The following is a 12,466-nucleotide window of genomic DNA, read 5'->3' on the forward strand; positions in this document are numbered from 1 at the left end:
GGGCATCGGGACACGACTCAGATAAGCGGCCGGCGACGCGCGGCCAGTCGGGTGATGCGAAGCCGGGACTGGCAGATATTGCCTAATGCCCCGGCGATCGGGTAGGGTGGGCGACATCTTCACAACCAGAACAGGGATAAAACCATGAACAAGCAGGAACTGGTGGATGCAGTTGCCGCGAAGACTGGAGACAGCAAGGCCGCGACCGGTGAGGCGATCGACGCGGTGATCGCGACCATTACCGGTGAGCTGACGAAAGGAAAGACGGTGCAACTGATCGGCTTTGGTTCGTTTTCGACCGGTGCGCGTGCCGCACGGGTCGGACGCAATCCGGCGACCGGTGCCGAGATCCAGATCGCTGCCGCCAAGACAGTCAAGTTCACCGCGGGCAAGGCGTTCAAGGACGCGGTGAACGGCGCCTGAAACCACAGCCAAGCCATCGGACGCGGCTGCGAACGGCCTCCTGGTCGGATCGCCGCGACCTGTACGGCGACAGTCGCGTCGGAACACCGTGCTCAGGCTGCCGGTCTGGACTCAGGGCGGCTGGCCCTGTCGCATTTGCTGCGGGTTAGTGCGTTGTATCTCGGCCCCTCGCTTTTGCTGCCTATCTATATCGATACTCGCATGGAAAAGAAACATTCCCGGACACGGCGGCAGACCTCGTGCCCGACTATCGGTGCGTTGCTACGCTACCGGACCCGCATCGTGCGCGTCATCGCGGAAGCGCGTGGGCAGCGCGCGATGATCGAATCGCTCGACACGGCGGGCCGGACATTCGTGAGTACGGTGAAGTGGGCCAGCCTGCGCGAACTTGGCGCCCAACTATTCTGAATCTTGCCTGAATCGCGGGGAATCTGACGATCAACCTTCGCTGTCGCGACTCGAACCCTGCCCACGCCCCTGGATAGAGTGCCGCGCGCCAGGAGCTGGCGGTTGCGGCAACAAATTTTTCTTCCATCAGTAGACGCGGAAATTGGCCGCTTCATACTTGCGCAAAGACCACCGTCAGGGCAATAGAATGCGACGCGTCATCGTTCGGAGATCGCTGGTTCACGGCAAAGGTGTATTTGCGATGCGTCCGCTCGCAGCGGGCGAGCGCGTGCTCGAATATAAGGGCGAAATCACAGCGTGGCGGGACGCGTTACGTCGACACCGGCGTGAAGGCGTCACGGGACACACCTTCCTGTTCGGTCTGTCGGATGGCCGGGTCATCGACGGCAGTCGCGGCGGTAACAGTGCGCGGTGGCTGAATCACGCCTGCGCGCCGAACTGCGAGACCGTCGAGGATCAAGGGCGGATTTTCATCTACGCGCTCCGGCCAGTCGACGCAGGCGAAGAGCTCTTCATCGACTATCTGCTGGCAATCGACGATGCCGAAGACGAAGAGGCTCGCGCTCAGTATGCATGTGCTTGTGCGTCTGCCAGGTGCCGTCGGTCGATGCTGGCTGTCGCCGCGTGATGGGGAGCTAGGCAGGGCGGTGGCGTGAGCGACCGCCTGTCTGGAAGACCACGACCACATAGGGCAGTTGCTTCTCGACTGATCGAATGCCCACGTCCAATCGACGCAGGGATTTTTCGAGGAAAATTAAGCCCGTGCAACCGTTACGCAACTCTTGTCCCCACGCAAGATGGTGAGTTCACTATCGTATCCGATGAGACTCGAGCTTCTGGTGTCGGCCAGTTTCTGGCATTCGATCGTGTCACGGGGCGGATGCTGGAACGGCGCTTCACGCCGGTCGGTGGCCGGTCGTCAATCTGCAGGTCTCCGTGGACCTCATACATTGCACTGGCTCAGCTGAGGAGGCCGGGCCGCCGCCAAGCAAAGTTCATTCTTGTGACTCGCGTGCAAGGACGACCGCTGCCTCGACGCCGCCTTCCGTGATTTCCTCCGCGCGGGCAGCGTCTGGCACAGCGCACGCCAGCTGAAGGGTGCCCACCATGAGAGCAAAGATGCGGTTGCCCGACGACCCGCCGCTTTCAAATCTGCGTCTGGGAGTAATGCGGTCAACGTCGCAACGAAGCTTCGCAATCCATTCTCATAGGTTTGCTGTATGGACAACGAGTGCCTACCGAGTTCAGGAAGCAAAGCTGCCGAAGGACACCAGAAGGTTCATGTCGGCCCAATCGAACCAGGCATGACAACGAAGTCACGAGCGCGACGTGGGCGATGTTCCTCCTAGTCCACGAGCGAGACGCAGTCTGTCGCCGAACTTTGCTCGAGTTGCGGAGACCGCGCTCGATTTGTCACCCAAATGGGCGAGACGATCTGATGAGAAAATTATTCTTGAGACGATCATTTTGGCAATACGGAGGGTCGGAATTGACGTGGTGTCGACCCGGTCAACTTACGCATCAGACGACGGAGTGCAGTGGTGTCTCCGTACCCTATCTCTTCAGCAATCTGTTCGATCGTAAGATTGCCCGCTTCAAGCAACATGCGTGCTCTACTAATGCGGACATGTTGAAGCAGCGCTGAAGTACTTCGACCGGTCGCAACCTTTACATGTCGAGAGAGAGTTCGACTCGACATGCACAATTCAGTCGCGAGCCTTTCGATGCTTGGGGGATTTCGTAGTCGCGCCTCATATAGCGATACTAGCTTTCCAACCAATTCATTGCCATTTGCCAATGCGGCCGGAACAATAAATTGCGCCTGAGACCCGCGACCATCAATCAGCAGATTTCGGGATACCGCTTCTGCGAGCGTCGGATTAAATCTGGTACGCAAAAGATAAAGCATGACGTCGATCTGCGCAAATGCAGCCCCGCCCGTTACAATATTTTTATCTACGACCAGCAACCTGTCACCGTCGACCGTACACGTTGGCGCCATTTGTTGAAGCAGACCAGCGAACCACCATGTGGTGGTCACCCGCCGGTGATCGAGTAAGCCTGCCGCACGTAATAAAAAAACCGCCGAACACGACGCCGCGACCTCGCCACCTGCTCTTACGTGCTCTTGCAATGCATTAATCGTTCGCTTGGCATCCGGTTCATCAAATCGAGTCGTGACTTCCGCGACTGTCTGCAAGTCCAAACCGGGAATAATCCACACCGAACCGTCGTGACTTAACTTCTTAGGCAGCGGCGTTGCGCCCACGCTCACACCATTGCTCAATCTGACGAGTTTCCGGGTGGAATATATCCGCCACTGCGGTACAGCACACCCAACCTTCTTTGCGCAAGCCGCCGCGGTCGAAAGGATATCAAGGGTCATCGCGACGCTTGACGCGGACGCTCCGCGCAGAACTATGACCGAGAAATCAAACATGGCTGATACCGCCTGATAAGTGTCTGAACGGACACTGCTAGTTTGCGGTTTCTGGCAGTCAAATACAACCCTTACTAGCGGGAAACGAGAGGTATGCGACGAGGGTCGTGCGCCTACCTTGTCGTTCCCACACTCAAGAGGAATCAGCCATGCAACCGAGAAATCTTAACGAATACGATCCTTTAAAGGACTTCCAGCCGCGAAAAATCACGCTACTGGACGACATCACCAAACTTGTCCATATTTCTGGCAAGGGCCCCGCAGTGATCGTGATCCCTGAAGTTCCGGGTATCAGCCCACATGTTGCGCGATTTGCCCGGTGGGTTCGAGATGCAGGCTTCACGGTCTACATGCCCTCTCTATACGGCAGGGATGGCGAACCTATCGACCTCGAAGTCGGACAGGCGATATTCAAGCGCCTATGCGTGAGCGCGGAATTCCGTGCATTCGGTGCTGGCGGTTCTAGTCCAGTTACAAAGTGGTTGAGGGCTTTGGCCAAGCTTGCCCACGAAGAATGCGGTGGTCCAGGTGTCGGCGCAATCGGAATGTGCTTTTCGGGAAACTTTGCTTTGTCGATGATGCTCGAACCGGCGATGCTCGCACCAGTGTTCTCGCAACCCGCGCTGCCACTTGACGACGACGCCGGACTGGAGATAGCTCCAGAAGAGCTGAAAGTAGTCAAGGCACGACTTGAAAAAGAAGATCTCACAGTTATGGCGTATCGCTTCGAAGGCGATCGCTTTTGTAAGTCCCAGAGATTCGCTGCATATGAAGAAGCGCTTGGAGATCGATTTATCGGGCGAGTGCTGCCCGACAGCGCTGCCAACAGAGACGTGCCCGAGTTCTTTGAAAAGGTAGTGCAAACACCCCACAACGTCGTCACTGTACATCTCATAGATCAAGAGGGGCAGCCGACGACAAAGGCGCGGGACGAAATTCTTGACTTTTTCAGGGCTCGACTCTCTTGAAGAAACCTTTGTGCGCCAGATTGCGCGACTGCTCTCCTGCGGTACGCTCGTCTGCTTCAAGTAATGGAGTCCTAATCGTAAGATCCCGGGCTTCGACTTTCGTCGCCCGGGATCTCCAGCGCGTCATGTGTGCGCGGGGGTAACTTCGAAGGCGCAGTGCTGCACAAGGCCGATCTCGTAAAAGCGCGTCTTTGGGAATCTAATCTAAGTGTGCGATCTACGGGAGGCAATGCTCTACGGTGGTATGCGTATCTGCCTCGCGTGCCGACCGAACTGCCGCAGCGTGCACCCAGATACCGATATCAGCAACCTGCTGCGATTCAACTTCGCGAAGCGGAACGATGTATCCGCGTCGGTTTGATCCAAGTGAAAATCACTCAATAGTTCGCCGCGGTTCGCGTTACTTCGCGCTTGCACTGGTGGATCGGCCCGAGCCGATCAAAGCTCCCCATTTCGGGGAGTTTTTTTCTCTCGTTCTCTGTGTGCATTACCGCACACACCGGGGCACCTACAGGCTGACACCGTACAGCGCGTCTTCGTCGATCGTAAGCGATGGATGCGCTCCGGCCGAAGCCTCGGAGGCGGCCCAATGAATCGTCACATGACGTCCGTCAAGCAGACCGTTGACGCGAGTATAAAGGCGCCCGTGCAGATGGAGCCGTATCGTCGGCTGCGAGTGGCAGTCGAGCGTAACCACGCCACAATGTCGGAGGGAAACGTGATCTGTCCAGCGGCATGCCGTCGTATTGGCCTAACAGCAATGCGGTCTGGACGGGTCAGCCGCAACTCAACGAACCGCCGTTGGAAATTGACGGCGCGGCGGCTCATTGGGACCATCGGGTCGATGACGATTACTACAAGCAGCCAGGCGATCTCTTCCGCAAGATGAATGCGGCCCAGCGCCAGACGCTCTTCGACAACACGGCGCGGGCGATGGGCGATGCAGGGATGAAGTGAGGCAGCGCCACAACGACAACTGCACCAGGGCCGATCCGGAGTATGGCGCGGGTGTCGCAGCTTCGCTTGCGCGCTTCGCCGTCGGAACGTTGTAGGACATACCACCAAGTCGATCTGGATTGCATCTTAAAGCGACAGTGCATGGCGCTGCCTGTAAGAAGTTTGTCGCTTTGCGTGCTCCCGGATTCGCTGAAGTGCTGCGTGGCGTCCCGCTCGTACGGGGCTCGGGGCGGGACCATCGGTGCTGACACGCCGGTGTACTCGTGTGACCGCATGGCTAGCGTGAAGATAACACGCTTGTAATCGCAGTGTCATGGGGCCGCCAGAGTGAGCGGCCGAGAATGGGGTACCCGGTGAGCGTGAAGCTTCCGGATAGCTACTCGATCCGGACGCGACTTATTTTTGTGGAGTAGTGATGTACGCAGATAGTATCGATAAATTCGCGAAGATCGGCGCGCACAAAGCGTCGGCTGTCGTGCGCTCGCCGCTTGCCTTTCTGATTGGCGCGGCGATGGCTGGTGCCTACATTGGCTTTGGCGACATCCTTATGTTTTCGGTCGGCTCGCATGTCAATCAGGCCTATACGCACTTGATCATGGGTGCAGTATTCGCCTGCGCGCTGACGATCGTTGTGTTCGCCGGTTCCGATCTGTTCACCGGCACGGCGATGTACATGCCGTTTGCGGTATTCCGCGGAGAAACCGGGGTCGGTGGCATGGTACTAGTGTGGGCGGTGTGCTGGATCGGCAATCTGATCGGCGCGGTGGTGCTCGCGGCGATTCTACACGCGGCCGGCGGGGGCGTGCTGTTGACTGACGGTTCGGAGGTGTTCTTCAAGGTGGTTGAAGCGAAGATGGCCGCCCCGGCGGTTCAGCTGTTCGCAAAGGGCCTCCTGTGCAACTGGCTCGTGTGCCTGGCGATCTGGATGGCAGCCCGGACCGATAGTGACGCGGCCAAGCTCGGGTTGATCTTCTGGCCCGTATTCGCGTTCGTTGCAAGCGGCTTCGAGCACAGCGTCGCGAACATGTTCGTGTTCGCGCTTGCGCTGATCAGCGAGCACCCGGCCAACATCACATTCGCCGGTGCCGTACACAACGAACTCTCCGTCACCCTGGGCAATCTCGCCGGCGGTGGGATTTTCATGGGTCTTGGCTATTGGCTCCAGGAAGGCGGCATTGGCCATGCGTCGAATGCACGCATTCCGGCTGCGGGCAACCGCGCCCGCACGAACTGATAACGCCTGAAACCTCCCGGATTTCTAATGGGCGTTTTTACGGTCCTGAAAGGAGACGCGCGGTCTTACATGAGAAATATAACGATTCGACAACTCAAGACTTTCGAAAGTGTGGCGCGCAACTTGAGTTTTTCCCGCGCGGCTGAGGACCTTCACCTGACCCAGCCGGCCGTGTCGATGCAGATCAAGCAGATGGAGGACCAGACTGGCTTGCCGCTGTTCCGCCACACCGGTAAGCGGATCTCGCTGACCGAAGCCGGCACGCTGATTCTACGTCATTGCCGGGTGATTCTTGCAGATCTGAAGACTGCCGAGCAATCACTGGCGGACCTCATGACAGGCGGCATCCAGCGTCTGCGAGTCGGATTGATCACCTCGGGCAGCTACTTCTTTCCGCATCTGATCAACTCGTTCATGCAACGCAACACCAGCGTCGATCTCGACATGACAGTGCGCAGTCGCGATCAACTCATCACCTTGCTGCGAAGCGACCAGATCGACCTCGCCGTGATGGTGCACGCGCCGGATGGCCCTGCCATCATAGCCGAGCCGTTTGCACCCAATCCCTTCGTGCTGGTGGCGGCACCGACACATCCGCTTGCTTGTGAAACCGACATCCCATATGCGCGCATCGCGCTCGAATGCCTGATCGTAAGGGAGAGTGGTACCGACACCCGCAACGCCGCCAACGACACATTCTGCCGACGCGAATCGGCACCGCGTTTTATGGAAATCGGCTGCGAAGAAGCGATCAAACAGTCGGTCATGGCCGGCATGGGCATCAGCTTTCTATCAACACAAGCGGTTCAGTCCGAAGTGCGCGCCGGTTTGCTCAAAGTGCTCGACGTGCAGGGTTTTCCGCTTAGACGCCAATGGTGTGTGGTCCATCGCGCGGACCGCCCCTTACCGCGGGCGGCGGACGACTTCCGGCAGTTTCTTCTTACCGAGGGCGGTACACGGCTTGAAGATTTCACGGGTATTGAGAGTGTGCATACGGGCATCGTTCTTCAGCGGCCTGACCACGCTGCTCTAGAAACAAGGACGACTGCCGCCAGTAGCGCCAGCCACGAAGTCGCGCTTCGCACTCGCGCGCTGTTACGCGACGACCGACTGCCAGACGAGCATCACGTTCAGGGCCAGAATCACGCCAGTGGCGAAGACGGCAGTGCCGATCAGCTTCCGGCACGCAGTGAATCGACCCATCACTGAGCGCCGCGATGACAGCACCACGAGCGCAATAAGCGGGACGGGCAGGATGATGCTGAGCACGATCTGGCTATCCACCATTGCGGTCATTGGATTGCACGTCATGCAGACAATGACGGCCGGCACCATCGTAATGAAGCGTCGTGCCAGCACCGGCGTCTTGAATCCGACAAAGCCCTGCATGATGTTTTGACCGGCCATCGTTCCCACCACCGAGCTGGAGATACCCGAAGCCAGCAGTGAAATGAGGAACAGTGCTGCCGCTCCGGCGCCAAGAACAGGTGTGAGCGTGTGATACGCCACCGTGATGTCGGAAATGCCTGGTGTCTTCTTGTTGAACACGGAAGCGGACATGGCCACCATTGCCAGGTTCACGAAGCCGGCAAAGCCCAGGGCGATCACCACTTCACGGTTCGAAAACCGCACCAGCTTGCGGCGCTGGTAGTTGTTACGAGCCGGTGCGCGGTTCTGCGTCAGACCCGAGTGCAGATAAATCGCGTGCGGCATGATGGTCGCGCCGACGATACCAACCGCGAGCATCAGGGCGTCGTTGCCCCGCAGATGCGGCACGAAGGTGTGAAAGATGGCGGCGTGCCAGTTTGGTGGTGCGATCACGAGCTCGCATAGATAGCTCAGACCGATGATGGCGATGAGCGCGGCAATGACGATTTCGAGCGGGCGGAAACCCTTTCTATCGAGCGACAGAATGCCGATAGTGATGATGCCGGTAATCAGCAGTCCCCACCCGATCGCCACATGAAACAGCAGCGAGATGCCCATCGCCGCCCCCATGAACTCTGCCAGATCGGTTGCCATCGCGGCAATCTCCGAACCGATCCACATCCCGATCACAAGCGGACGCGGAAATTCGTCGCGACATAGTTCCGCGAGACTACGGCCGGTCACAATACCGAGTTTGGCTGACATCGCCTGAAACAGCATCGCCACAAGGCTTGACAGCAGCACCACCCAAAGCAGCTCATAACCGTAGGTCGAGCCCGCCTGGATGTTGGTCGCGAAGTTGCCCGGGTCCATGTAGCCGACCGAGGCGATCACCCCAGGGCCGGCGAATGGCAGCAGCGCACGGATGCCATGTCGCCTGTTGTCGAGGACATCGCGCATCGCCGTGACGGTGTCGGTCGTTGATCTCCCGGACAGGGCGTAGTTAGCGGTGCGTTTAATTGCCATCAACATGGTGGGGGCCTTTTCAAAGTGCTACGTGGTGTCGATACGAGATGACTGCTTCTGCCCCGCAATCACGGGGGAACAGAATTGAATCCGGATTGGGGCGCCGTGAGTCCGCTTCAGATCGACCCTGCGTGCACGCGGCGCGCCACTGTCACCGCAGAACTGCTTGCGCTTACGCGAGCACGTCGCGACGGTCCTTCAGCTTGTGGATAACGTCGAGCGTGGCGTCATCGACGCGCAGGTGCTCACGCACCAGCTGGCGCGGCGTGTTCGCCAGCCACTGTGCCAGAGTCACTTCGGAGAAGTGGTCCGACTTGAAGATTTCCAGAAAAACGAGGTCGGTATTCCCGGTATTCTTGATGTAGTGCCCCAGGTTCTTCTCGACGTAGCCCACGTCGCCCGGATTGAAGTCGACCGTCTGAGCGGCCGGGCCCGTGTTAAACACCGTCATGCGGCCGGTACCCTGGATGAAGTACTGCCATTCATCCGCATCAGGGTGCCAGTGCATCTCGCGCAAACCGCCCGGACGGAGCGTCACCATCGCGGCCGCCACGGTCTTCGAAACCGGGAAGATACTGCTGTCGACGATGCGCACTTCACCGCCCGGCTGGGCCAGCGTCGGCGCCATGGAGCCCATGCGGAAGATGAACGGATGGTCTGGGCGGCCGTTCGGCGCCGCGGCGTAGGCCTGGTCGGCCGCGAGCGGACCGGCCTTGGCGCCCTGGTAAATCCACAGCTGCTCGAGCGGGATTTCCTTGAACTTCTCGGCCGGCACGCCGAAGTTCTGCGCCAGGATTTCCGGTGGCGTGTGCGCCATCCAGTCCGACACCATCAGCGTGTTGAATTCGCCCGATGAACCGTTGTCGAAAGCCAGCACGAATTCGCCGCCGTTGTTGCCCAAGCCTTGCAGCGAATGCGGCAGACCCGGCGGGAAGTACCAGATGTCGCCGGTTTGTACATCGGCGACTTCAGCGCGACCCTTGGTGTCGATAGTCGTGATACGAACCTCGCCGCTGACCATGATCGCCCACTCGGCCTGTTGGTGCCAGTGCAGTTCGCGCACACCGCCGGGTCCGAGGCGCATGTTCACGCCCGCGATGTCCTTCGACACCGGAAACGCCTTCGTTGTCACTTCGCGTGCCCAGCCACCCGCCTGTATGCGCTTGTGCGCCTCATTGAAGGATGCCCATGGAATCGGCATTCCGCCGACATCCGTCGGCGGCGGGTTGTTGAACGACGGCAAAACATCGCGCAGTTGTGGATTCTGCGGGCCGGGCTCGGAAATCGCAGCGGGCGTCGAGTTGATACCTCCCTGCAAAGGACGGTCCGGGTTGCCGAATTCGGCTGCCTTGGCGGCGGCCGTTGCACCGAGTGCCACGGCACCTGCGGCCGCACCGGCTAGTACACTGCGACGTTTCAGGTCAGTCATGGTTGCTCTCTCATAAGTATTCCTATTGAAGAATCCACGGTGGTCAGGATGAACTCCTGTACGACACAGATGTGGGCACGATCCGGTCTGGCTTGTGCTGCAGTGAGTCGTCGCTCAATCTGGAGGGCTCCCTGCAGAATCGGAAGATCGCCATCCGCTCCGTGCGACGAATATTAGAAACGTGCGGCGCAAATGAACAATCAAGATTTCTTTGAAAAAACCATAAGAGCATCTGATACACGCCACATGCAAATGGCACTACGATGAGCGCAAGACGTGGGATTGATTGCTGTTAAGTCCATTACATATGAAAGGAGTTTGATCTTGGGTAGCCTTAGCATTACGCACTGGCTGATCGTTCTGGCAATCGTTGCGCTAGTTTTCGGCACGAAGAAGATCCGCAATCTCGGCTCGGACCTCGGCGGAGCGATCAAGGGTTTCAAGGAAGGCATGCAGGAAATCGAACCGGTTATCGCAGACGGCCCCGGGAAGGAGGCGCCGGTGGCCGCCCACATCGACGTGCGGGATCCCCCTGCCGTCTCGCAACAATGACCCGTGCATTGATTGAATTCGCAACAGTCTGGAGGAGCAGTTGCCATGTTTGACATCGACATTTCCAAAATGGCCGTCATCGGCACGGTCGCACTGGTTGTGCTCGGTCCGGAACGACTTCCCCGTGTCGCGCGCACTGCCGGCGCGTTACTGGGGCGCGCGCAACGTTACCTGAATGGCGTGCGGGCGGAAGTAGATCAGCAGATCCGGATCGACGAATTGCGCAAGATGAAGGAAGGTATAGAACTGGCGGTGACCAATGTGCAGGGTACTGTCGACCGTGCCGTGCGCCAACATGCTGGTGAACTGCAAGCTGGCGTCGATGCGACGGCGGCAAGCTTGAAAGAAGTGTTGCCAACCGCCTACCTGCCCTCCGTCCACGACGGTACGGACGATTTGCAGGCGGAACTATTCAAGGTTCGACCCGCGAAGTTGCCGATGTCGGGGCAGTTCGAAGCCTCAATTCACGCGCCTCGCCCGGATGCTGTTTCGTCCATGGCACCAGCATTTTCTAGCCAGCAAGCGCGGGCGAGGTGGCGCGGTTCGGCATCAGGCGGTCGAGGCGCCGCTGTCAAGCGCACCCGAGTTGTCTCGATGGCCGCCAGCAAGGCGCTGGGACGGAATGGTGGACGCCTCGCGTGAAGCTCTTTGGCTAGTTATGCAGCCTCTCAAGCACTGATATAGGCTCCCTATAAGTCGCGGCACTAGATGCACGCAGGGGCGGATTCAACCGGTGGATGCAATAGTTTGCTGGATCGCTCGGCTGGCGTTTCGTAGTCCAGGTACTTTCTCAACGCGGGTAGGAGGGCTCTGGTGCAAATACGGAGGCCGATGGGTTAGGCTCAGGGTTTTGACGCACGCAGGGCAAACAGAATGAGTAAGCTGAGGAACATTGACAAGCTGTTCGAAGGTCGGCACTTCGATCGCGAAGTCATCGTCTTGTGCGTTCGTTGGTACCTGCGCTAACAGCTGAGCCTGCGCGAGATGATGTCCGAGCGTGGCCTTTCTCTGGCGCACACGACGATCATGCGCTGGGTCAAGCGGTTCACGCCGGAGTTCGTCAAGCGCTGGAACCGTTTTGCTACGGCAGCCGGCCGGTCGTGGCGAGTCGACGAAACTTAGGTGAAGATCCGTGGCAAGTGGGTTTATCTTTACCGAGCGGTTGACCGGGCCGGCAAGACGGTTGACTTCCGGCTCAGCGCCAGGCGCGATGTCGCTGCTGCCAGAGCCTTTTTTCGCGAAAGCGATCAGGAGTCAAGGGCTCGCTCCCAAGACAATCACGCTGGACGGCTACGCGGCGTCGCATCGCGCAGTGCGCGAAATGACGATCGATAAATTGCGGCCTGAAAGCACAACGTTGCGATCGTCGAAGTACTTGAATAACCTGATCGAACAGGATCATCGCAACCTCAAAGCGCGGCTGAACGTGATGCTCGGCTTTAAACGCTTCAGGACTGCGGCAACCTCCATTTCCGGCAGCAACCTCCATTTCCGGCATCGAGTTGATGCATCGCATTCGCAAAGGCCAATTCAAGCTGATGAAGCTGCACCTCAAAGATACCACTGCGCCCTCAGTGTGGACGGCGGTCCTTTCAGCTCGCTGAGATGACGAACAGCCGGGTGGCCTCGCGCTCGCCTGCGCTATTTGCACCACAACCCCC

At 58.7% G+C, this 12,466-nt stretch carries 12 protein-coding genes and 2 pseudogenes; 10 read left to right on the forward strand and 4 right to left on the reverse strand.

Features of this window, described 5'->3' with window-relative positions; all coding sequences use genetic code 11:
• The first annotated feature begins 144 nt into the window (after nucleotides 1–144).
• From P0D96_RS41630 to P0D96_RS41640, 3 genes are all read left to right on the forward strand, one after another.
• Entirely contained in the window at nucleotides 145–423 is a 279-nt protein-coding gene (locus P0D96_RS41630) for an HU family DNA-binding protein (RefSeq protein WP_408181631.1), read from the forward strand.
• Nucleotides 424–624: 201 nt separating this feature from the next.
• On the forward strand, nucleotides 625–831 hold the full coding sequence (locus tag P0D96_RS41635; protein ID WP_408181629.1) for a hypothetical protein: 207 nt from the start codon (nucleotides 625–627) through the stop codon (nucleotides 829–831).
• A gap of 187 nt (nucleotides 832–1,018) precedes the next feature.
• Nucleotides 1,019–1,459 carry an SET domain-containing protein gene (locus tag P0D96_RS41640; protein ID WP_408181628.1) on the forward strand — a complete coding sequence of 147 codons (441 nt, stop codon included), beginning with the start codon at nucleotides 1,019–1,021 and terminating at the stop codon, nucleotides 1,457–1,459.
• An 834-nt stretch (nucleotides 1,460–2,293) separates the two neighbouring features.
• Here the strand turns inward: P0D96_RS41640 and P0D96_RS41645 are convergent.
• Nucleotides 2,294–3,271: a GlxA family transcriptional regulator gene (locus P0D96_RS41645; protein ID WP_408287914.1), complete on the reverse strand. Its 978-nt coding sequence runs from the start codon at nucleotides 3,269–3,271 to the stop codon at nucleotides 2,294–2,296.
• A gap of 149 nt (nucleotides 3,272–3,420) precedes the next feature.
• Between P0D96_RS41645 and P0D96_RS41650 the strand changes: the two genes are divergently transcribed.
• On the forward strand, nucleotides 3,421–4,239 hold the full coding sequence (locus P0D96_RS41650) for a dienelactone hydrolase family protein (protein WP_408181626.1): 819 nt from the start codon (nucleotides 3,421–3,423) through the stop codon (nucleotides 4,237–4,239).
• A gap of 523 nt (nucleotides 4,240–4,762) precedes the next feature.
• Here P0D96_RS41650 and P0D96_RS41655 read toward each other — a convergent pair.
• Nucleotides 4,763–4,971: pseudogene (locus tag P0D96_RS41655) on the reverse strand (DJ-1/PfpI family protein); the annotation flags it as partial.
• Nucleotides 4,972–5,040: 69 nt separating this feature from the next.
• Here P0D96_RS41655 and P0D96_RS41660 point away from each other — a divergent pair.
• The 3 genes from P0D96_RS41660 to P0D96_RS41670 all read left to right on the forward strand — a co-directional run bounded on the left by P0D96_RS41660 (nucleotide 5,041) and on the right by P0D96_RS41670 (nucleotide 7,639).
• The gene (locus P0D96_RS41660; protein ID WP_408319691.1) at nucleotides 5,041–5,196 is read left to right on the forward strand and encodes a catalase-related domain-containing protein; all 156 of its coding nucleotides are present in this window, start codon (nucleotides 5,041–5,043) and stop codon (nucleotides 5,194–5,196) included.
• Nucleotides 5,197–5,611: 415 nt separating this feature from the next.
• Entirely contained in the window at nucleotides 5,612–6,430 is an 819-nt protein-coding gene (locus tag P0D96_RS41665) for a formate/nitrite transporter family protein (RefSeq protein ID WP_408181623.1), read from the forward strand.
• 27 nt (nucleotides 6,431–6,457) lie between these two features.
• Nucleotides 6,458–7,639 (forward strand): LysR family transcriptional regulator, encoded by a 1,182-nt coding sequence (locus P0D96_RS41670; protein WP_408181621.1) that lies wholly within the window; start codon nucleotides 6,458–6,460, stop codon nucleotides 7,637–7,639.
• On the opposite strand, the gene P0D96_RS41675 is transcribed toward P0D96_RS41670, so the two are convergent.
• Both P0D96_RS41675 and P0D96_RS41680 read right to left on the reverse strand, forming a co-directional pair.
• Nucleotides 7,526–8,830, reverse strand: a complete 1,305-nt coding sequence (locus P0D96_RS41675; RefSeq protein ID WP_408181620.1) for an Nramp family divalent metal transporter — start codon at nucleotides 8,828–8,830, stop codon at nucleotides 7,526–7,528. The two genes, P0D96_RS41670 and P0D96_RS41675, sit on opposite strands and share 114 nt — an antisense overlap.
• 166 nt (nucleotides 8,831–8,996) lie before the next feature.
• Entirely contained in the window at nucleotides 8,997–10,253 is a 1,257-nt protein-coding gene (locus tag P0D96_RS41680; RefSeq protein WP_408181618.1) for a cupin domain-containing protein, read from the reverse strand.
• A gap of 324 nt (nucleotides 10,254–10,577) precedes the next feature.
• Between P0D96_RS41680 and tatA the strand changes: the two genes are divergently transcribed.
• The 3 genes and pseudogenes from tatA (at nucleotide 10,578) to P0D96_RS41695 (ending at nucleotide 12,409) form a co-directional block, all read left to right on the forward strand.
• Nucleotides 10,578–10,805, forward strand: a complete 228-nt coding sequence (tatA, locus tag P0D96_RS41685) for a Sec-independent protein translocase subunit TatA (protein WP_408181617.1) — start codon at nucleotides 10,578–10,580, stop codon at nucleotides 10,803–10,805.
• Between the two features lie 45 nt (nucleotides 10,806–10,850).
• Nucleotides 10,851–11,447: a Sec-independent protein translocase protein TatB gene (tatB, locus tag P0D96_RS41690; protein ID WP_408287932.1), complete on the forward strand. Its 597-nt coding sequence runs from the start codon at nucleotides 10,851–10,853 to the stop codon at nucleotides 11,445–11,447.
• A gap of 240 nt (nucleotides 11,448–11,687) precedes the next feature.
• A pseudogene (locus P0D96_RS41695) lies at nucleotides 11,688–12,409 on the forward strand (IS6 family transposase).
• The last annotated feature ends 57 nt before the right edge of the window (nucleotides 12,410–12,466 follow it).

Origin of the sequence: Paraburkholderia sp. RL17-347-BIC-D, from assembly GCF_046027915.1 — a bacterium.
Lineage (GTDB): Bacteria > Pseudomonadota > Gammaproteobacteria > Burkholderiales > Burkholderiaceae > Paraburkholderia.

Excerpts from the sequence above, each read along its gene's own strand:
- P0D96_RS41630 (WP_408181631.1), top strand. The coding sequence starts at position 145 with ATGAACAAGCAGGAACTGGTGGATGCAGTTGCCGCGAAGACTGGAGAC.
- P0D96_RS41635 (WP_408181629.1), top strand. The coding sequence starts at position 625 with ATGGAAAAGAAACATTCCCGGACACGGCGGCAGACCTCGTGCCCGACT.
- P0D96_RS41640 (WP_408181628.1), top strand. The coding sequence starts at position 1,019 with ATGCGACGCGTCATCGTTCGGAGATCGCTGGTTCACGGCAAAGGTGTA.
- P0D96_RS41645 (WP_408287914.1), bottom strand. The coding sequence starts at position 3,271 with ATGTTTGATTTCTCGGTCATAGTTCTGCGCGGAGCGTCCGCGTCAAGC.
- P0D96_RS41650 (WP_408181626.1), top strand. The coding sequence starts at position 3,421 with ATGCAACCGAGAAATCTTAACGAATACGATCCTTTAAAGGACTTCCAG.
- P0D96_RS41665 (WP_408181623.1), top strand. The coding sequence starts at position 5,612 with ATGTACGCAGATAGTATCGATAAATTCGCGAAGATCGGCGCGCACAAA.
- P0D96_RS41670 (WP_408181621.1), top strand. The coding sequence starts at position 6,458 with ATGGGCGTTTTTACGGTCCTGAAAGGAGACGCGCGGTCTTACATGAGA.
- P0D96_RS41675 (WP_408181620.1), bottom strand. The coding sequence starts at position 8,830 with ATGTTGATGGCAATTAAACGCACCGCTAACTACGCCCTGTCCGGGAGA.
- P0D96_RS41680 (WP_408181618.1), bottom strand. The coding sequence starts at position 10,253 with ATGACTGACCTGAAACGTCGCAGTGTACTAGCCGGTGCGGCCGCAGGT.
- tatB (WP_408287932.1), top strand. The coding sequence starts at position 10,851 with ATGTTTGACATCGACATTTCCAAAATGGCCGTCATCGGCACGGTCGCA.